The organism is Sphingopyxis sp. GW247-27LB (assembly GCF_002277025.1).
Taxonomy (GTDB): Bacteria; Pseudomonadota; Alphaproteobacteria; order Sphingomonadales; family Sphingomonadaceae; genus Sphingopyxis.
This window is the reverse complement of sequence record NZ_NIWD01000002.1, coordinates 668,034-686,937: the sequence shown is the minus strand read 5'-3', so window position 1 is coordinate 686,937 and position 18,904 is coordinate 668,034. Positions and strand designations below refer to the sequence as shown.

14 protein-coding genes are annotated in these 18,904 nt (G+C 67.3%); 4 read left to right on the top strand and 10 right to left on the bottom strand.

What is annotated here, in order from left to right; translation table 11 throughout:
* Positions 1-63: 63 nt before the first annotated feature.
* Positions 64-1,359, bottom strand: coding sequence for a pyruvate dehydrogenase complex dihydrolipoamide acetyltransferase (locus CD928_RS03415; RefSeq protein WP_095384819.1), 1,296 nt, complete (start codon positions 1,357-1,359; stop codon positions 64-66).
* 162 nt (positions 1,360-1,521) lie between these two features.
* On the opposite strand from CD928_RS03415, the gene CD928_RS03410 reads away from it, so the two are divergent.
* Positions 1,522-1,977 (top strand): universal stress protein, encoded by a 456-nt coding sequence (locus tag CD928_RS03410; protein ID WP_095384816.1) that lies wholly within the window; start codon positions 1,522-1,524, stop codon positions 1,975-1,977.
* Positions 1,978-2,020: 43 nt separating this feature from the next.
* Here the strand turns inward: CD928_RS03410 and CD928_RS03405 are convergent, their stop codons facing one another.
* Both CD928_RS03405 and CD928_RS03400 read right to left on the bottom strand, forming a co-directional pair.
* Positions 2,021-3,970, bottom strand: a complete 1,950-nt coding sequence (locus CD928_RS03405; protein WP_095385252.1) for a CocE/NonD family hydrolase — start codon at positions 3,968-3,970, stop codon at positions 2,021-2,023.
* Between the two features lie 139 nt (positions 3,971-4,109).
* Positions 4,110-4,505, bottom strand: a complete 396-nt coding sequence (locus CD928_RS03400) for a hypothetical protein (RefSeq protein ID WP_095384813.1) — start codon at positions 4,503-4,505, stop codon at positions 4,110-4,112.
* A 118-nt stretch (positions 4,506-4,623) separates the two neighbouring features.
* Between CD928_RS03400 and CD928_RS03395 the strand changes: the two genes are divergently transcribed.
* Positions 4,624-5,406, top strand: coding sequence for a helix-turn-helix domain-containing protein (locus CD928_RS03395; RefSeq protein WP_095384810.1), 783 nt, complete (start codon positions 4,624-4,626; stop codon positions 5,404-5,406).
* A gap of 107 nt (positions 5,407-5,513) precedes the next feature.
* Here the strand turns inward: CD928_RS03395 and CD928_RS03390 are convergent, their stop codons facing one another.
* Genes CD928_RS03390 through phaR form a run of 4 tightly spaced genes read right to left on the bottom strand, consistent with a single transcriptional unit; the run spans position 5,514 to position 10,460 of the window.
* Positions 5,514-7,832, bottom strand: a complete 2,319-nt coding sequence (locus CD928_RS03390) for a ribonuclease R family protein (RefSeq protein WP_095384807.1) — start codon at positions 7,830-7,832, stop codon at positions 5,514-5,516.
* A 27-nt stretch (positions 7,833-7,859) separates the two neighbouring features.
* The gene (locus CD928_RS03385; RefSeq protein WP_095384805.1) at positions 7,860-8,342 is read right to left on the bottom strand and encodes a GNAT family N-acetyltransferase; all 483 of its coding nucleotides are present in this window, start codon (positions 8,340-8,342) and stop codon (positions 7,860-7,862) included.
* A gap of 11 nt (positions 8,343-8,353) precedes the next feature.
* Positions 8,354-9,880, bottom strand: a complete 1,527-nt coding sequence (locus CD928_RS03380; RefSeq protein WP_095384802.1) for an aminoacyl--tRNA ligase-related protein — start codon at positions 9,878-9,880, stop codon at positions 8,354-8,356.
* Positions 9,881-9,920: 40 nt separating this feature from the next.
* Complete coding sequence (gene phaR, locus CD928_RS03375) at positions 9,921-10,460, bottom strand: polyhydroxyalkanoate synthesis repressor PhaR (RefSeq protein ID WP_095384799.1); 540 nt, start codon at positions 10,458-10,460, stop codon at positions 9,921-9,923.
* Positions 10,461-10,622: 162 nt separating this feature from the next.
* Between phaR and CD928_RS03370 the strand changes: the two genes are divergently transcribed.
* Complete coding sequence (locus CD928_RS03370) at positions 10,623-13,721, top strand: TonB-dependent receptor (RefSeq protein ID WP_095384796.1); 3,099 nt, start codon at positions 10,623-10,625, stop codon at positions 13,719-13,721.
* A 262-nt stretch (positions 13,722-13,983) separates the two neighbouring features.
* Here CD928_RS03370 and CD928_RS03360 read toward each other — a convergent pair whose 3' ends face one another.
* Both CD928_RS03360 and CD928_RS03355 read right to left on the bottom strand, forming a co-directional pair.
* Positions 13,984-15,027 carry an alanine racemase gene (locus CD928_RS03360; protein ID WP_095384794.1) on the bottom strand — a complete coding sequence of 348 codons (1,044 nt, stop codon included), beginning with the start codon at positions 15,025-15,027 and terminating at the stop codon, positions 13,984-13,986.
* A gap of 45 nt (positions 15,028-15,072) precedes the next feature.
* Positions 15,073-16,701, bottom strand: coding sequence for an MFS transporter (locus CD928_RS03355; protein ID WP_095384791.1), 1,629 nt, complete (start codon positions 16,699-16,701; stop codon positions 15,073-15,075).
* Positions 16,702-16,804: 103 nt separating this feature from the next.
* Here CD928_RS03355 and CD928_RS03350 point away from each other — a divergent pair, with 103 nt between their 5' ends.
* On the top strand, positions 16,805-17,569 hold the full coding sequence (locus tag CD928_RS03350) for a cyclase family protein (protein WP_095384789.1): 765 nt from the start codon (positions 16,805-16,807) through the stop codon (positions 17,567-17,569).
* 84 nt (positions 17,570-17,653) lie between these two features.
* Here CD928_RS03350 and CD928_RS03345 read toward each other — a convergent pair whose 3' ends face one another.
* Positions 17,654-18,904 carry an N-succinylarginine dihydrolase gene (locus tag CD928_RS03345; RefSeq protein WP_095384786.1) on the bottom strand — a complete coding sequence of 417 codons (1,251 nt, stop codon included), beginning with the start codon at positions 18,902-18,904 and terminating at the stop codon, positions 17,654-17,656.

Sequence of the window (18,904 nt, the reverse complement as noted above, 5' to 3'; positions counted from 1 at the left end):
CGCGAACCCCACTCCCCAACCCCTCTCCCGCAAGGGGAGAGGGGCTATGCCCTCCATCGATCATTACGCCACCAGCCCTAGCGGGTTCTCCACGATCTGCTTGAACGCCTGCATCAATTGCGCGCCGTCGGCGCCGTCGATCGCGCGGTGGTCGAAGCTGCCGGTCGCCGACATGACGGTCGCGATCGAGACGGCGTCGTCGACGATCCAGGGCCGCTTCTCGCCCGCGCCGATCGCCATGATCATGCCCTGCGGCGGGTTGATGACCGCGTCGAACTGGGTGATGCCGAACATGCCCATGTTGCTGATGCTCGCGGTGCCGCCCTGATATTCGTGCGGCTGGAGCTTGCCCTCCTTGGCGCGGGCGGCGAGTTCCTTCATCTCGGTCGAGATCTTGCTCACCGATTTCTCGTCGGCGCCGGTGATGATCGGGGTGATCAGGCCCGCGGGGACCGACACGGCGACGCTGATGTCGGCGCGGCTGTAGCTGATGAGCTGGTCACCGGCATAGCTGACGTTGCATTTGGGCACCTGGATCAGCGCCTTGGCGAGCGCCTTGATCAGGAGGTCGTTGACGCTGAGCTTGACGCCCTGCGGCTCGAGCGCCGCGTTGAGCTCGCCGCGCAGCTTGAGCAGCTTGTCGAGCTGGATGTCGACGGTCAGGTAGATGTGCGGGATCGTCTGCTTCGCCTCGGTCAGGCGGCGCGCGATCGTCTTGCGCATGTTGCTGAGCTTGTCGGCGGTGTGCGGAATGTCGGTCTCGAAGGGCGTCGTCCCAGCGGAAGCTGTGACCGCTGGCGTTGGAGCGCTGCCGATAGCGGCCCCAGCCTGCGCTGGGGCGACGGTTGCGGGCGCATGTTCAAGGTCTGCCTTGACGATGCGGCCGCCGGGGCCGCTGCCGGTCAGCGCCTTCAGGTCGATGCCCTTTTCGGCAGCGATGCGCTTGGCGAGCGGGCTGGCCTTGATGCGGTCGCCCGAGGATGCGGGCGCGGGTGCCGGTGCAGGCGCCGCCGCTGGGGCCGGGGCCGGGGCGGGCGCGGGTTCGGCCTTTGCTTCGGGAGCCGGCGCAGCGGCGGGGGCCGGCGCGGGCGCGGCCTTCGCCGTGCTCGCATCCTCGCCTTCGCCCGCGATCGTCGCGATCACGGTGCCGACCTTCACATTGTCGGTGCCCTCGGGGACCAATATCTGCGCGATCGTGCCCTCGTCGATCGCCTCGAACTCCATCGTCGCCTTGTCGGTCTCGATCTCGGCGAGCAGGTCGCCCGATTTGACCGTATCGCCTTCCTTGACCAGCCATTTGGCGAGCGTGCCCTCCTCCATGGTCGGCGAAAGAGCGGGCATTTTGAGTTCGATCGGCATCGTCGCTGTGGTTCCTGTCAGTCTGGGGAGGCCGGGGCCTGCCGTTACGGCTTCTCCCTCGCCATAAGCATAAGCCGGGTCAAGGTCCAGCGGGGCGAACTTGCGTTTCATACGAATGTGACGCAGTCTCGCGCGCGAAAAAGAACAAGAGGGGTCGGGGCGATGCGGACATATCTGGTGGTGATCGACGATAGTCCGGAAGCGACGCTGGCGCTGCGCTTCGCGGCGCGGCGCGCGGCGCGCACGGGCGGCGGGGTGATGGTGCTCGCGATCGTGCCGCCGCAGGATTTTCTCGCCTTCGGCGGCGTCCAGGCGACGATCGAGGCCGAGGCGCGCGAGCAGGCCGAGGCGCTCGCCTCGGCGGCGGCCGAAGCGGTCGCGCAGGAGGCCAATGTCTCGCCGCAGATCCTCGTCAGATCGGGCAAGCCCGCCGAGGTGGTGCGCGACGTGATCGGCGCGAGCGACGAGATCGCCGCACTCGTCCTCGCCACCGCGCCGAGCGGCGCGCCGGGGCCGCTCGTCGCCTATTTCACCGGGCACGACGCGGGCACCCTGCCCTGCCCGGTTATGCTGGTGCCGGGCGGGATCGACATCGATCGGCTCGACGCGCTGAGCTGAGGGCGGCAAAGCCCCTCCCCCGAAAGGGAGGAGGTGATTTGTCTTATTGCCCTGCCAGCGCCGCCGACTGGTCGACCGGCACCACCGGCAGCAGCACGCCGCTCGCGGTGTCGCCGCCCTGCAGGATCGTCACCTCTTGCTTCTTATAGTCCTCGGGCTTCGCGAGGAAGATATTGGGGACGAAGGTCTGCGGGTTGCGGTCGTAGAGCGGAAACTGGCTCGACTGGATCTGCACCATGATGCGGTGCCCCGGCTGGAACACATGGTTCACCGTCGGCAGGCGGAACTTGTAGGCCTGCGTGACGCCCGAGGGGACCGCGGTCGGGTTTGCGAAGCTGTCGCGATAGCGGCCGCGGAAAATGTCCTGGCTGATCGCGAGCTGATAGCCGCCCATCTTCGGGTCGGTCGCCACCTCGGCCGGATAGACGTCGATCACCTTGACGACGAAATCGACGTCCGATCCGGTGATCTGCGCGAAGATGTTCGCCATCGGCGCGCCCGACACGCGCACCGGCTCGGTCAGCACCCCGGTCTGATAGGTCAGCACGTCGGGGCGGCCGTCGACGTGGCGCTGGTCGCTGACCAGCCAGTCGCCCCAGCGCCCGTCGCCGAAGTTCACCGGGCGCGACAGATGCGGCACGGGCTTCGCCGGATCGGAGATATAGCTGGTGACGCTTGCCGCCGGCTTGCCGAAACCGAGGCTGCCTTCGGGCCCGACATAGATCGGGGTGAGCGGCGCCTGGCACCCGCTTTGGCAGGCGAGCGGCCAGGTCGTGAAGCGGTCCCAGTGATTTTCGCCGGTGTTGTAGATCGCGGCGGCGGGCAGGTTCGCGGGCGGGCCGTCCTTCAGATACTGGTTGAAGAGCGGCAGCACCATGTCCTTGCGGAACTGCGCCGCGGTGTCGCCGTCCCATTGGAACGGACCGAGCGAGCGACCTTCGCGGTTGATCTGGCTGTGACGCCACGGGCCCATGACGAGGAAATTGTTGCCCATCTTCCCCTTCGCCTTCAGCGCCTCCCAGCTCATGATCGCGCCGTACATATCCTCCTGGTCCCACAATCCCTGTTCCCACAAGGTCGGGACATTCGAGGGGTTGGCGGCGACCAGCTTGTCGAGCGCCTGCTGCTGCCAATAATCGTCATAGGCGACATGCTTCAGCATCTTCTGCCAGAAGGGCAGCTGGTCGTAGCCGACCTTCTTCGCCCAGTCGTTCGCCGATCCGGTGCGGAAATTGTCGTAATCGTCATAGCCGCCGGTCGAGGGCACCTTGCCCTCGCCCTTGTAGCCGGTCTGGCCGCCGATCCACGCGATATTGGCGAGGCGGAAGGCACCGTGGTGGAACCAGTCGTCGCCCATCCAGCCGTCGATCATCGGGCTCTCGGGCGCCGCGACCTTCAGCGCCGGGTGCGGATTGAGCAGCGCCATGACGACGGTGAAGCCCTCGTAGGACGAGCCGATCATCCCGACGCGGCCGTTCGATTCGGGCAAGTTCTTCTTGTTCACCAGCCAGTCGATCGTGTCCCACGCATCGGTGGTGTGATCGACCTTGGTCGGGTTGAGCGGGCCGACCGGCGGGCGGTTGACGATATAGTCGCCCTCCGACCCATATTTGCCGCGGATGTCCTGATAGACGCGGATATAGCCGTCCTTCACGAAAATCTCGTCGGCGAGCGGCAGCGTCGACAGCATGCTGGGACTGTCCATCCGGTTCGCGCGGCCCTTGGCATTATAGGGCGTGCGCGTCAGCACGATCGGCGCGTTCTTCGCGCCCTTGGGCACGACGATGACGGTGTAGAGTTTGGTGCCGTCGCGCATCGGGATCATCTCGACGCGCTTGTCATAGTCCGCATTCTGCTCGGGAATCACGAATTTGTCGGGGATGTCGCTGGCGACCGGCGCCGATTTCGGCGCCGCGGTCTCGGCCGCGCCAGTGACCGATGCGCTGGTCAGCGCAAAGGCCGACAGAGTGACGAACAGGAACGAGCGGACCATGCGAACCCCCTTATTGTCGATTTGGCAGGCGCGGACCTTGGCCCCGCAGGCGAAGCATTGCAACCTTTGGGCGTAACGATCTTGCGCAAAAAAAGACGGAGCGGCGCGCGGCCGCTCCGCCAAAAGCCGGATCGGTAAGTCAGGCGGTGGCGGTGGCACGCGGCAGCGCGGCGGCGCCCTTCGCCTCGAGCAGGGCAAACTCCAGTACCACCAGCGCCTGCACCAGCGTGATCGCGATGCCGAGCCAACTCATCTGCCCGGCGAAGATCGCCAGCACCGCAAGGCTCGCCGCGACCCAGCCGAGATTGCCGACCGCGATCAGCTTCGTAAGCCCCCGGCTCGGCGCCCGCTGCATCGCGACGACCAGCATCGGCACGGCGGCGGCGAGGCAGATCCAGCCCGCCGCGGTCACCACGCCGGCGGGAAGCCCGAGCAGCGCGGCAAGCGTCGCGGCGGCCAGAACGCAGAGCAGGAACATCGCGGTGCAAGTGACCGCGTCGAGGATCAGGATGGTCTTGAGATTGGGATTCGGCATGGGAAGTCTCCTTTCGAACCCCACCCAACTGAACCCCGGAACGCGGCAAGTCGATTACGCGCGAGGTAATGGAAACCGGAACGGGCCTGCGCTAATCCGGCGGCGAAGGAGAGACGGGATGCAGGTCGCACCGCTCGGCGAGCAACTTCGCGAATGGCGCACGCGGCGCCGGATGAGCCAGATGGACCTCGCGCTCGAAACCGATATGTCGACGCGGCACCTGAGCTTCATCGAGACGGGCCGGTCGAGGCCGAGCGCGGCGATGCTCCAGCGGATCGCCGACCGGCTCGAGGTGCCGCACCGCGCGCGCAACGCGCTGCTCCTCGCCGCGGGCTATGCCCCCGACTATCCCGAGCGTCCGCTCGACAGCCCCGAAATGGCTGGGATGAAGGCGATCGTCGAGCATGTGCTGAAGGGACACGAGCCCTACCCCGCGCTCGCGGTCGACCGGCATTGGAACATGGTCGCGGCGAACGACGCGATCGCGATCCTGATCGAACAGGTCGCCCCCGCCCTGCTCGCGCCGCCCGCCAATGTGCTGCGCATCGCGCTCCATCCCGATGGCCTCGCCCCGCAGATCGTCAATCATGGCGAATGGCGCGCGCATATCCTGCACCGGCTCGACCTCCAGATCGAGGCGAGCGCCGACAGCGGCCTGATCGCGCTGCGCGAGGAACTCGCGGGCTATGCCGCACAGGCCAACGACAATGACGCCGGCGCCGTCAGCAGCATCGCGGTGCCGTTGATCCTCGACACGATCGCCGGACGCATCCGCTTCGTCTCGACGGTGACGATCTTCGGGACACCGGTCGACATCACGCTGTCGGAACTCGCGATCGAGGCTTTCTTTCCCGCGGATGCGGAGAGCGCGGCGCTGCTGCGGAGACTGCAGAAATTCTAGATCGCGTCATTGCGAGCGACGCGAAGCAATCTCCAGCCATCGACCTCGAGCAAGGCCGGTGCCTGGATTGCCGCGTCGCTTCGCTCCTCGCAATGACAGGGCTGGGTTTACCGCCGTTTGCCCTGATGCCGGATATTACCCGGCCGTCCGCGCTTGCCGACCATATGCTTGCCCTTCCCGTCCCTTCGCGGCGGGCGTTTCGCCGGCCCGCCCTCGGGCGCGTCGGGCAGTTCGAAGCGTAGCGCGCCGCTGACCCGATTGGCCTCCATCAGCCGCAGGTCGAGCCGCTGGCCAACGCTGTAGCTCACCCGCCCATGCTCGCTGTCGAGCGTCCGCGCCGCCTCGTCGTAAAAGAAACGCTCGCTGCCCAAGGTCGACACCGGCACCAGCCCGTCGCCGCCGAGCCCGTCGACGGTCGCGAAGAAGCCGAACGGCTGCACCCCGGTAATCCGCGCCGGCACGATCTCGCCGATCTTGCCCGCCAGATAGGCCGCGACATAGCGGTCGATCGTCTCGCGCTCGGCTTCCATCGCCCGGCGTTCGAGGGCGCTGATCGTCTCGCCGATGCGCGACAGCCCCTTGCGGTCGGCTTCGCCAAGCCCGGTGCGTTCGGGAAGATTCTTCGGCTTTCCAGAGACTTCGAGGCGATAGCTGTCGACGAGTGCGCGGTGGACGATCAGGTCGGCATAGCGACGGATCGGCGAGGTGAAATGCGCGTAGGAGCCAAGCGCGAGGCCGAAATGACCCGCGTTGGCGGGGCCGTAATAGGCCTGCGTCTGGCTGCGCAGGATCGCCTGCATGATCTCGGGCAGCCGGTCGTCTTCCGAAAAGCCGTCGATCAGGCGGTTGAACACCGCGGGGGTGATGACTTGCCCGAGCGCGAAGCTCTGCTCGAAACTTTCGAGATAGTCCTTCAAGCTCACGAGCTTCTCGCGGCTCGGCGGCTCGTGGATGCGGTACATGACGGGCGACTTTTTCGCTTCGAGCGCCTTCGCCGCCGCGACGTTCGCCGCGATCATATAATCCTCGATCAACCGATGCGCGTCGAGCCGCTCGCGCACGCGGATTTCGGCGATGCCGCCCTTATCGTCGAGGATCACCTGCCGCTCGGGCAGGTCGAGGTCGAGCGGCGCCCGCGCGGCGCGCGCCTTCGCGAGCAGCGCCCAGCAACCCCAGAGATTTTGGAGCGACGGAAGAACGTCGGCATCCCACCCCTCGTCGGGCGCATCGGTGTCATGGGCGGCCTGCGCGCGTTCATAGGCGATATTCGCGCGCAGCCGCACCAGCGCGCGGGTGAAACGCCATGACGTCACCTTGCCGTGCCGGTCGACGGTGAGATGGCACGCCATCGCCGCGCGGTCCTCGCCCGCCTTTAGCGAGCAGACGCCCGCCGAGAGGGTTTCGGGCAGCATCGGAACGACGCGGTCGGGGAAATAGACGCTGTTGCCGCGCCGCCGCGCCTCGCGGTCGAGCGCGCCGTCGGCGCGCACATAATAGCTGACGTCGGCGATCGCGACGATCGCGCGCCAGCCGCCCTTGTTGCCGGGATCCTCGTCGGGAGCCGCCCAGACCGCATCGTCATGGTCGCGCGCGTCGGCGGGATCGATCGCGACGATCGGCAGGCCGCGCAAATCCTCGCGCCCGTCGGGGGTCAGCGGCAGCTTCGCCGCGCGCTCGGCCTCGGCGAGCGTCTCCTCGCCGAAGACATGCGGGATTTCGTGCTTGGCGATCGCGATCATGCTCAGCGAGCGCGGCGCGAAGGGATCGCCGATCCGCTCGACCACCCGCGCCTTCGTCGCCGGGCCGCGGCCCGACAGTTCGGCGCGGACGAGATCGCCGATGCCGGCATCGCCCATGTCGGAAACGGCGAAATCGAAGCGCGCACGCTTGTCGGCGGGGCGCAGCCAGGTGATCGGCTTGCCGCCGGGGCCGGTGTCGGCGACGAGGACGCCGATGATCGTCTCCCCGCCCGCCTGCAGCCGCTTCATCGGGTGCGCGACATGGCCGCTGCCGCGCTCTTCGGTGCGCGCGAGGATGCGGTCGCCGAGGCCCAGGGCGCTGCGCCGGCCCTTCTCCATGACGCGAAGGCGCGGCGGCGGGGCCGATCCTTCCCAGCGTTCGGGCACTGCCCAGACGGTATCGCCCTCGACCGCCGCGACGCGCAGCACGGTGACGCGCGGCAGGCCGCCATGCTTGTGGAAGGCACGGCCCGGAGCCAGGTCGACGAGCCCCTCGTCGGTCATGTCCTTGAGCAGCGCTTTCAGCGCGATCTTGTCGGCGCCGCGCAGCGCGAAATGCTTGGCGATCTCGCGCTTGCCGACCGCCGACGGGCTGTCCTCGATAAAGCGGAGGACCTGCTCGCGACTCGGGAGGCCTGCGGGGATCGGCTTGTCGGCTTTGCGCGCGGGTTTCTTGGATGAGGGCATCGCGCCGCAATAGGGGCAAATGCCCGATTAGGCGAGAGCGCGGCGCAGGAAGACCGTATCGGGCACCGGCGTATCGTAATAGGGCGCCATCGGCGCAAATCCTTCGGCCCGATAAAGCGCCTGCGCCGCGCCCATCCTCGCCAATGTGTCAAGCCGCATTTCGTGATAGCCGAGCGCCGTGGCTTCGGCGATCAACCGGCGCACGAGCCTTCGGCCGAGCCCCAGTCCGCGTCCCGCCGGGGCGACGAACAGCCGCTTCATTTCGCAAGCCCCCGCCTCGGGGAGCGGGCGGCAGGCGACGCAGCCGAGCGCCGCGCCGTCGTCCCCGCGCGCAAGCAACAGCAACCCGCGCGGGGGCGCATAGGCCCCCGGCAGCGCGGCGAGCTCGCCCGCGAAACCCTGATAATCGAGGTCGATGTCGAGCGAAGCGGCATAGTCGGCGAACAGGCCCGCGACCGCCGCGACATCCGCCTCCGCCAGCGCCCGGGTGATGAGGACGCCGTCGGCCACGTCGCCCGGACTCAGTAGGTCCGCCCGATCAGCACGCGCTCGACCGCCGGCTCGCCGGTGAAGAAGCAGGCGCCGTCGACGGGCGCACCGTCCAGCGGAGTGTTGCGCATCGTCAGCTTGAGCGCCTTCAGCCGCTCGACAATTCCGTCCAGCACCGCCCCCGTCGGCCGCGACCATTGCACCTCGACCCAGCCGACAAACTTGTCGTCGCCCGAGAAATGCGCTGCCAGATCGGTGACATCGCGGCGAATATTGCCATCGAGCCTCGCCTTGGCCTCGGCGTGAAGATTCGCCTGGATATCCCCCAGCATCGCCACCGCGCCCGCGACGAAATCGCCCCTGGCGACGAACGCCGTGGCGAGCTTGCCGCTCTCCTGATAGAGGCGGTCGCGGCGGATCACCGCGACGTTGCCGCCGGCGACGTCGCGCGGGCCGATCTCGACGATGATCGGCGCGCCTTTCTTGACCCAGCCCCAGCGCTTGGTCTGCGCCTTGTTGGCGGTTGCGTCGAGCAGCACGCGCACCGGTTCGCGGAACACGTCGAGCGCCTTCAGTTCGGCTTCGAGGGCGCGGCAATAGTCGAGGATCGCGGCATCCTCGTCATTGTCGCGCAGCATCGGGACGATGACGATCTGGTGCGGCGCGATGCGCGGCGGGCAGCGCAGCCCGTCGTCGTCGCCATGTGTCATGATGACGCCGCCGATCATGCGGGTCGAGGTGCCCCAGCTCGTCGTATGGCAAAGGCTGTGGCCGCCCTCCTTGTCCTGATAGCGGATGCCCGCCGCCTCGGCGAAGCCGGTGCCGAGATAGTGCGATGTGCCGGCCTGGAGCGCCTTGCCGTCCTGCATCATCGCCTCGATCGAATAGGTCGCGACGGCGCCCGGAAAACGCTCATGCTCCGGCTTCTCGCCCGCGATCACCGGCATGGCGAGCACGTCCTCGGCGAAGGCGCGATACATTTCGAGAGCGCGCAGCGTCTCCGCCATCGCGTCGTCCTTGTCGGCGTGCGCGGTATGGCCTTCCTGCCACAGGAATTCGCTGGTGCGCAGGAACATGCGCGTGCGCATTTCCCAGCGCACGACATTGGCCCACTGGTTGACCTTCAGCGGCAGGTCGCGCCAGCTCTGCACCCAGCGGCTCATCGCCGATCCGATCACCGTTTCCGAGGTCGGACGCACGATGAGGGGCTCCTCGAGCTTCGCCTCGGGATCGGGAACGAGCTTGCCCTTCCCGTCCGCGATCAGGCGGTGGTGGGTGACGACCGCCATTTCCTTTGCGAAACCATCGACATGGTCGGCTTCCTTTTCAAAGAAGCTCAAGGGGATGAAAAGCGGAAAATAGGCGTTCTGGACCCCCGCATCCTTGATCGCGGCGTCCATCACCGTCTGGATGCGTTCCCAGATGCCATAGCCCCACGGCTTGATGACCATGCAGCCGCGCACGCCCGATTCCTCAGCGAGGTCGGCCTCGGCAATGACATCCTGATACCAGGCCGCGAAGTCGGCCTGACGGGTTACGCTGAGCGCATGCTTGATCATCTGTCCTGTTTCTGTGCTGGGGGCGGGAGAGAGCCCCGGATTATTTCTTTTTGGCGAGCTCGGCCTTGAGTTCGGCGATTTCGGCCTTGAGCGCCGCGATTTCGGCGTCCTTCGCCTTGCCGCCCGCCGCACCTGGCATGAAGGCGCCCGCCGCCTGGCTGAAGATCTCGAAATTGCGGCGCGTCAGTTCGGCCAGCGGGTTCGAGCCGAGCGCCCCTTCGAACGCCGCGCGGACCTCCTGCTGGTTCTTGCGGAACGCCGCCATCGACGCTTCGAGATATTGCGGCACCGCCGACTGCATCTTGTCGCCGTAAAGGCCGATCAGGTGGCGCAGGAAATTGACGGGAAGCAGCGTCTCGCCGCGCGTTTCGGTGTCCATGATGATCTGAGTCAGGACATTGTGGGTGATGTCCTCGCCGCTCTTGGCATCGACGACACGGAAGTCGCGGCCGTCGCGCACCATCGCGCCGAGGTCGTCGAGCGTGATGTAGCAGCTGCGTTCGGTGTCGTAGAGCCGCCGGTTGGCGTATTTCTTGATGGTGACGACATCGCCGTCCGCTGCCGTCTTTGCCTTCGCCATGCTGACCCGCGCTCCTTGATTGCCTGCCGCCGCATTAGCACCATATTATGATGCGTCGCAACATGGCGCGCGCCGCCGTCCCGCTATGGTTCACGGCTTGTTGACCATTCAGGGCTAGCCTCCGCCCGCCGCCGACCGATCCCCCGCGGCACGGAGTTTCACATGACCAAGACGCGCCTTCTTCTGAGCGCCGCCCTTTTCGCGCTGACCGCTGGCGCCGCGCAGGCACAGGACGCCCCGCCCTGCCCCGCCGACGATACCGCGTGCGACGCCGATGCGATCATCGTCACCGGGTCGCGCATCGCGCGCCCGCGCTTCGAGACAGTCGAGCCGGCGCTGGTCGTCTCCTCTGACGCGATCGAGATGCGCGGCTTCGATTCGCTCGGCCAGGCGCTCAAGGAGCAGCCCGCTTTCGGCACCCCCGGCGCGACACCGATCGGCGAGCAGTCGCCGCTGGCGCAGGGACAGAGCTTCGTCAATTTCCTCGGTCTCGGCTCGCAGCGCACCCTCACCCTCGTCGACGGCCGCCGCTTCGTGTCGTCGAACACCGCCTCCATCTTCGGCCCGACGGGCGCGGGGAGCCAGGTCGACCTCAACATCATCCCGACCAAGCTGGTCGACCGCGTCGAAACGATCGCGGTGGGCGGCGCGCCGATCTATGGCGCCGACGCGATCGCGGGGACCGTGAACATCGTCCTCAAGCGCGACTTCGACGGGTTCGAGATCGACGGCCAGGCGGGCGTGTCGAGCCGCGGCGACGCCGCGAGCCAACGCGTCCGCGCGCTCGCGGGCCACAATTTCGCCGATGGCCGCGGCAACGTCACCGTCGCGGGCGAATATAGCCGTGCCGCCGGGCTGATCGGCGCCGACCGCGCCTTTTTCGCGCAGGGCGGCTTCTTCGGCAACGCCAGCGATCCCGCCTCGCCCTTTCTACAGGAGCTTTATGGCGATCGGCGCCTGCCCGCGGTGTCCGAAGCCGGCATCCCGCTCGTCGGCGACGGCATCCCGCTGAGCGTCGAACAGCAGGTCGCGACCTTCGGCTTTCCGGGGCTCCACTTCGGGGTCAGCGACGCGAACGGCAGCCAGCTCCGCTTCGACGCCAACGGCGGGCTGACCGCGATCGATTTCGGCCGCTATGCCGGCGCACCCGGCACCTTCGGGGTCGATTTCGAGGGCGGCAACGGCTTCAGCGCGGCGCCCTCGACCAACCTGCTTGCTTCGACGCGGCGCTATAGCGGCGTCGCGCTCGCGCGCTACGACCTGTCCGACACGGTGCGCCTGTTCGGCGAAGCCTGGTATGCAAACAGCAAGGGCCGCAATCTGCGCAGCCAGCCGGTGTTCAACACTGGCCTCGCCGGGCCGGGGGGATCGCCCGACGGCAATATCGTCGTCAGCATCGACAATCCCTATCTGTCGTCCGAGGCGCGCGCGGCGATCGTCGCCGCGATCAACGCCAATCCGCTCTCCGATCAGAATTTGGGCGGCTTTCCGCAAAATTATTTCTACCTCGCCCGCGCCAACAGCGATCTCACCACCGGCGAGTCGACCGGCAAGGTCGAGGTGATGCGCTTCGTCGCGGGCCTGTCGGGGGCGTTCGACTTCGCCGCGGGGCGCTGGGACTGGGAGGTCGCGGGCAATGTCGGCCGCTCGAAAACGACGAGCCGCTCGCGCGAGCTTGTGCAGCAGAATTTCCTCAACGCGGTCGATGCGGTTCGTGACGGCAATGATATCGTCTGCCGCCCTGGCGCTGTGAATGCGCCGATCGCGACGGTAAGCGCGACCTGCGCGCCGCTCGATCTCTTCGGCACCGGGCAAAGCTCGCAGGCGGCGCTCGACTATGTCACGGCGATCGCGACGCCGGTGTCGCTCAACAAGCAGAAGCAGTTCACCGCATCGCTGACCGGCCCGCTCTTTGCGCTGCCCGGCGGCGATTTCGCGGTCGCCTTCGGTTACGAGCATCGCGCCGAGTCGCAGGATTTCGACCCCGGCACCTTCTTCCATGGCGCCGACGACCCCGATCCGCTGACCGACGCCAATGGCGACGGTGATCCGGCGAACGACCGCATCGGCTATGGCCGCGCGACCCCGGTGCTGCCGGTCTATGGCAAGTTCGATACCGACGAATTTTCGGCCGAGTTCTTCGCGCCGATTCTCTCGACTGCGAGCGGCGCGCCGATCGACCTGCTCGAGGTCAAGGGTGCGGCGCGCTACGTCGACCACAGCCTCGCCGGCGGCGACTGGACCTGGACGCTCGGCGGGCGGTTGGGGATCGTCCCCGATCTGATCGTGCGCGGCAATTTCACCCGCGCGATCCGCGCGCCCGCGATCACCGAGATGTTCAATCCGTCGAGCAGCTATTTCGGCTTCGCCACCGACCCGTGCGACGCCGCGAACCGCGGCAACGGCCCCGACCCCGCGACGCGCCAGGCGAATTGCGCCGCCGACGGCCTGCCCGCCAATTTCCAGTCGCTGTCGAACAGCCGCACCTTCGCGCAGGCGATCGAAGGCAACCCTGACCTCGCCAACGAAAAGGCGAACAGCTGGACGATCGGCCTCGTCCTCGAACCGCGCTTCGCACCGCGGCTGCGCGCGAGCGTCGATTATGTCGACATCCACCTGAAGGACGCGATCAGCAATGGCGGCGCGAGCAGCATCGTCGCCAACTGCTACGATTCGTCCGATTTCGCGAACGCGGCCGATTGCGCGCGTTTCACGCGCGGTCCCGACGGACAGCTCAGCTTCGTCGAAGTGCAATATCTGAACCTCGCCGACCAGCGCTACAAGGGCTATCTCGCGGCGCTCGACTATCGCCTGCCGCTCGGCGGCGGCGCGCGCTCGGTCGGGCTCAACCTCTCCTATCAATATATCGACGAGCTCAGCACGCGCGCCGACGCCGCGTCGCAGCGGGTGCGGCTCGACGGAATGATCGGCTATGCGAAGCATCAGGCGCTGGCGACGCTCGATTACAGCACCGCCGGTTTCGGCTTGTTCGCGCAGGTCAACTATATCGGCAAGGCGCGGATCAACCCGCAGGCCGCAGCGAATTTCTACCCCGACGGGCTCGACCGGGTCTCGGCGATCGCGTTCGTCAACCTCGGCGCCAGCGTCCGCGTCGACGATCGTTTCACGCTGCGCCTCGCGGTCGACAATGTCTTCGACCGGCAGCCGCCCTATCCCTATCCCGCGACGGGCGGCACCACGACCTATTTCAACGGCGTGCTCGGCCGCTATGCCCGGCTGGGGGCGAGCGCGAGCTTTTAGGGTCAGAATCCCTTCATGGCACGTTCGAGGCGTCGAAATGGCGAAGATATCGGGCTTGGGCGGATGCAGCGGGTAGCATCGCTACCCGCAAGGCCGCGCGGGCCCGAGACCGAAGCCATTTCGGCGTCCCTGCGGGATTTGACCGATTTTGCCCAGGGCTTCGTCGGCAAGTCTTGAAGTATCGACATATTCCTACGCCTTGCCTCCTTGCCCTGGGCAAAATCGCTTCAAACCTCGAACGTGCCATCAAGGGATTCTGACCCTAAACCCAGTAACGCTCGAAGCGCGCACCGAGCCCGGTGAGCAGCTCATATTGCGACAGGCCGCTGCGCGCGGCGGTCATGGGCAGGTCATAGTCGAGCGTCAGCCAGTCGCCCTCGGCGAGCCCCGGCGCGGCGCTCGCGTCGAAGGCGATCAAGTCCATCGACACGCGCCCGATCAGCGGCAGCGCATGGCCCTCCCATGTCGCGCCGCCCGCGCCGGCGTGGCAGCGCAAATAGCCGTCGGCATAGCCCATGTTCGCGACCGCGACGCGGCTATCGCGCGGCGCCGTCCACGTCGCGCCGTAACCGACCGCCTCGCCCGCCGGAACGTCGCGCATCTGGAGCACTCGCGCCTCGGGAAAGGCGACCTGGCGGATAGGTCCTGCGGCCTCGGCGCGCGGAACCCCGCCGTAGAGCGCGAGACCGGGGCGCGTCAGGTCGAAGCCATAGTCGGGACCGAGGCAGATGCCCGCGCTGTTCGCGAGGCTATAGCGCCGGGCGGGAATAGCGTCGCGGATCGCCGCGAACGCTGCGAGTTGCCGTCCAGTTTGCGGACTATCCTCGTCGGCCGAGGCAAGGTGGCTGAGCAACGTTTCGATGACAAGCCCGCCGAGCGCGCCGCCGAGCGCCTCCTCGACGCGCAGGCCGAGCCGGTTCATCCCGGTGTCGACCATCACGTCGCACGGCCGCCCCTCCCCGCCCGCGCGCCAGCGCGCGACCTGTTCGATGCTGCTGAGCACCGGGCGCACGGGCAAGGTCCGCGCGGCGATCATGTCAGTCTCGCCGACCCCGTGGAGTACCGACAGCGAGACGCCCGCCGGCAGCGGCATCAGCGCCGCCGCCTCGACCCAGGTCGCGACGAAGAAGAAGCGGCAGCCCGCGGCAGCCAGCCGCTGCATCACCGCGCGCGCGCCGAGCCCATAGCCATCGGCCTTGATCGCCGCCCCGGCCTCCGCACCGCTGGCTTGCGCAAGCCAGCGCCAGTTATGAACGAGCGCGGCGGAATCGAGGCGAAGGCGGAGCGGGGAAGCGATGTCGATCATGGCCCGCACCTAGCCGTGATCGGCCACCGCGCCAATGCCCGAGCGTCAGGCGGCGGGCGCCTTGTCCCACTGGCCCTCGACGGGCTCTTCGAGCATGAAGGCGGTGACCAGGAAAGCGGCGAGCACCACGCCCCACGTATACCAGAGCCCGGCATAGGCATTGCCCGTCTTGGCGACGATGAAGCTCGCGATCAGCGGCAGGAAGCCGCCGAAATAGCCGGTTCCCAGATGATAGGGGATCGACAGCGACGAATAGCGGACGTGCGGCGGAAACATCTCCGAGAGCAGCGCGGCGACGGGGCCGTAGGTGAAACCCGACAGCGCGCTCAGCCCGAGCAGCGCGAGCAGGATCACCGCGATGCCCAGCGCGCTCGGAATCTGCTTTTCGAAGCTGTAGCCCATCGCTTCGAGCGCGGGCCGGAGCAGCGCGGGATCCTCGCTCGCGACCTCGCGGCCGCCGATGTGGATATTGACGCTGTCGAAGCCGCCACCGCTCGCGACCACCTTGTACGGCACGCCCAATTGGGTCAGCTCGCCGAGCGTCTTGCCGCAGGCGGTCGCCTGTTGCTTGGCGAAGGGATCGAAGCTGCACTTCGAGCCCGTGACGACGACCGGCGCGCGCGCCGCCGCGGCTTCGAGCCCCGGATTGGCGACGCTGCCCATCCACCAGAAGAGCGGGAAGAGCAGAACCAGCGTGACGCCATAGCCCCAGACGATCGGCTTCTTGCGCCCGATACGGTCGGACAGCTTCCCCGCAATCACGAAGAAGCCCATGCCGAGTGCCGCGGCGACGCCGACGATGATTTCGGCCGCCGTATCGTCGACCTTCATCGGCCCCTTGAGGAAAGACAGGCCCGAGAACATCGCGGTATACCAGATCACGGTCAGCCCGGCGGCGATGCCGATCATCGCGACGAAGATGCGGCGCGGGTTGCCGGGGTAGGTGAAGCTTTCCTTCAGCGGATTGCGCGCGATCTCGCCCTCGGCCTTCATCGCCTGGAACACCGGGCTTTCGGACAGTTTGAGCCGCATCCACAGTGAAATCGCGAGCAGCAGCAGCGACAGCAGGAAGGGCACGCGCCAGCCCCAGGCGTTCCACAGATCGTCGGACATCGCCGCCTTGCACGACAGGACGACGATCAGGCTCAGCACGAAACCGCCGACGACGCTCGCCTGGATGAAGCTGGTGTAATAGCCGCGCTTTTCGGGTGGCGAATGCTCGGCGACATAGATGGCCGCGCCGCCATATTCGCCGCCGAGCGCGAGGCCCTGCAGGATGCGGAGGCCGATGACGATGATCGGCGCGGCGATGCCGATCGTCTCGGCCGATGGAATCATCCCGACCCCGGCGGTGGCGATGCCCATCAAGGTGACGGTGATCAGGAAGGTATATTTGCGCCCCAGCCGGTCGCCGAGAAAGCCGAACAGTACCGCTCCCAGCGGCCGGAAACCGAATCCGACCGCGAAACCGGCCCAGACGAGCAGCACCTCGAGCGTTGCATTGTCGCTGGGGAAGAAAGCCTTGCCGATGATCGCCGCGAGCGTGCCGTAGATGAAGAAATCATACCATTCGAAGATCGTCCCCGCCGACGACGCGGCGATGACCATGCGGATATCCTTCGCGGTCGGCTGATAGGCCGCGCCGTGATCGGCGACGGCGGCTGCGTCGGTCATACACTCTCCCCTGCCCTTTGCGGGCTTGACGCCATCTCTAACTCGGGCCTGCCTTCGCGCAAGCCTTCTTGGCGCGACGGCGTTCCGGTGGCAGACTGGGGTCATGCAGTTCATCGACCTCTCGATCCCGATCACCAATCATGTCGTGTCCGACCCGCCGGTGATGCGCCCGCAGATCACCTACATGACCCACGAAAATACGTGGGAACAGATCGCGATGTTCTTCCCCGGCCTGACCAGGGACGACCTTCCCGACGGCGAAGGCTGGGCGGTCGAGAGTGTCACCCTCTCGACCCATAACGGCACCCATATGGACGCGCCGTGGCATTTTCATTCGACGACCGACAGCGGCGCGAGCGCGGCGCCGAGCATCGACGAGGCGCCGCTCGACCTCTTCTTCCGCCCCGGCGTGAAGCTCGATTTCTCCGACCGGCCCGCGGGCCATGTCATCGGCGCCGACGAGGTCGAGGTCGAACTCGCCCGCATCGGGCATGCGCTCCAGCCCTTCGACATCGTCCTCGTCCAGTCGGGCGCGGTCTACGGCACCGACAATTTCACCGACCAGGGCTGCGGCATGGGCGCCGAAGCGACGCTTTACCTGACGACGCGCGGCGTCCAGGTCGTCGGCACCGACGCGTGGAGCTGGGATGCGCCGTTCAGCCACACCGCGAAGCGCTGGGCCGAAACGCGCGATCCCTCGATCATCTGGGAGGGACATAAGGCGGGGCGCATCAAGCCCTATTACCAGATCGAGAAGCTGACGAACCTCGCCGCACTGCCCGCGACCGGCTGGACGCTGAGTTGCTTCCCGGTGAAGATCGAACGCGCCAGCGCCGGCTGGATCCGGGCGGTGGCGCTGGTGGATTGATTGGCGGGTGAATGGCATCTTCGGGGCGGAAAGTTGCCATTTCCCTCTATGAGATGACGCGGCCTGTCCGGTCGAAAACGCGCGTCACAGCAGGATCGACAACCCGACGGCTTCCAGCAATGCCTCGCGCGCGCGGCGCACATCGGCTGCAAGCGCTGCCGAAGCCAGATCGCCGGGCGCGATCGCCTCGGGCCAGTGCTTCTCCACCACCGCGGTGATCCGGTCGAGCTTCGCGTCGTCGGCGAGGAAGCGCGGATCGACACGTGCCGGGTCGGCGACGACGCGCAACCGCAGACAGGCGGGGCCGCCGCCGTTCGCCATCGACTGGCGGACGTCGACCGGGAAAAGTTTCCGGATCGGGCCGTTGCCCGTGACGTGCGCTTCGAGCCAATTCCACACCGCGGGCGTTTCCCTGGCTTCGGTCGGCAATACCAACCCCATGCCCCCGCCGTCGGGCAGGCTGACGAGCTGGGCGTTGAACAGATAGGATTTGATCGCTTCCGCCAGGCTCACCGCGTCGGCGGGCACCTCGACGATCTCGACCTCGGGAAAGGCGGCGCGGATCTCGGCGTGTGCCGCGGCGCGGTCGTGGAAGGCGGCTTCGTGGGTGAAAAGCACATGTTCGTTGGCGACCGCGACGACATCGTTGTGAAACGCCCCGCCCTGAATCGCTACGTCCGACTGGCGCAGGAACAGCGTGCGCCTGGGGTCGAGCCGGTGGCGCCGCGCGATCGCCTTCGACGCGTCGAGATGCTGGCGCGCCGGGAAGCGGCCACCGCCGACGCCATAGACGAAGATCTCGACCCCCGGCGTATCGTGCCCGGCGCATAGCCGCATATGGTTCGCCGCGCCTTCGTCGCCGAAGGGGGCGGGAACGGGACCGTGCACCGCGAAAGCGGGATCGGCGAAGGCAAGGCGAAGCTGCGCGAGCGTACCCTGCCATTCGTGGCTGCGGTGCGGCATGGTGACGAGGTTGGCGACGGTCAGATGGCATTTGCCGTCGCCGCTGTCGGGGGCGGGCGAGACGGTCGCGGCGTTGGCGGCCCACATCGACGAGGCCGACCAGGCCTGCGCGCGCAGATGCGGCTCGGCGGCGTCGAGGGTCGTTCCCAAGGCTTCGAGCCAAGCCGCATCGGGGCGGTCGAGCGGCATGAAGAAACCCTGCGGCAGGCCGAGCGTCAGATTGTGGCGTATCTTCTCGAGGCCCTGGAGCGCCGCGGCGCGCGGCTGCGACAGGTTGCCGGCGTGGCTCGCGGAGGCGATATTGCCGCGGCTCAGCCCCGCATAATTGTGCGTCGGGCCGATGATTCCGTCGAAATTGATTTCGGTGAGCAT

Bases quoted from the DNA above. Each gene is read 5' to 3' on its own strand.
- CD928_RS03415 (WP_095384819.1), bottom strand. From the start codon at position 1,359: ATGCCGATCGAACTCAAAATGCCCGCTCTTTCGCCGACCATGGAGGAG.
- CD928_RS03410 (WP_095384816.1), top strand. From the start codon at position 1,522: ATGCGGACATATCTGGTGGTGATCGACGATAGTCCGGAAGCGACGCTG.
- CD928_RS03405 (WP_095385252.1), bottom strand. From the start codon at position 3,970: ATGGTCCGCTCGTTCCTGTTCGTCACTCTGTCGGCCTTTGCGCTGACC.
- CD928_RS03400 (WP_095384813.1), bottom strand. From the start codon at position 4,505: ATGCCGAATCCCAATCTCAAGACCATCCTGATCCTCGACGCGGTCACT.
- CD928_RS03395 (WP_095384810.1), top strand. From the start codon at position 4,624: ATGCAGGTCGCACCGCTCGGCGAGCAACTTCGCGAATGGCGCACGCGG.
- CD928_RS03390 (WP_095384807.1), bottom strand. From the start codon at position 7,832: ATGCCCTCATCCAAGAAACCCGCGCGCAAAGCCGACAAGCCGATCCCC.
- CD928_RS03380 (WP_095384802.1), bottom strand. From the start codon at position 9,880: ATGATCAAGCATGCGCTCAGCGTAACCCGTCAGGCCGACTTCGCGGCC.
- phaR (WP_095384799.1), bottom strand. From the start codon at position 10,460: ATGGCGAAGGCAAAGACGGCAGCGGACGGCGATGTCGTCACCATCAAG.
- CD928_RS03370 (WP_095384796.1), top strand. From the start codon at position 10,623: ATGACCAAGACGCGCCTTCTTCTGAGCGCCGCCCTTTTCGCGCTGACC.
- CD928_RS03360 (WP_095384794.1), bottom strand. From the start codon at position 15,027: ATGATCGACATCGCTTCCCCGCTCCGCCTTCGCCTCGATTCCGCCGCG.
- CD928_RS03355 (WP_095384791.1), bottom strand. From the start codon at position 16,701: ATGACCGACGCAGCCGCCGTCGCCGATCACGGCGCGGCCTATCAGCCG.
- CD928_RS03350 (WP_095384789.1), top strand. From the start codon at position 16,805: ATGCAGTTCATCGACCTCTCGATCCCGATCACCAATCATGTCGTGTCC.
- CD928_RS03345 (WP_095384786.1), bottom strand. From the start codon at position 18,904: ATGCTCACCGAAATCAATTTCGACGGAATCATCGGCCCGACGCACAAT.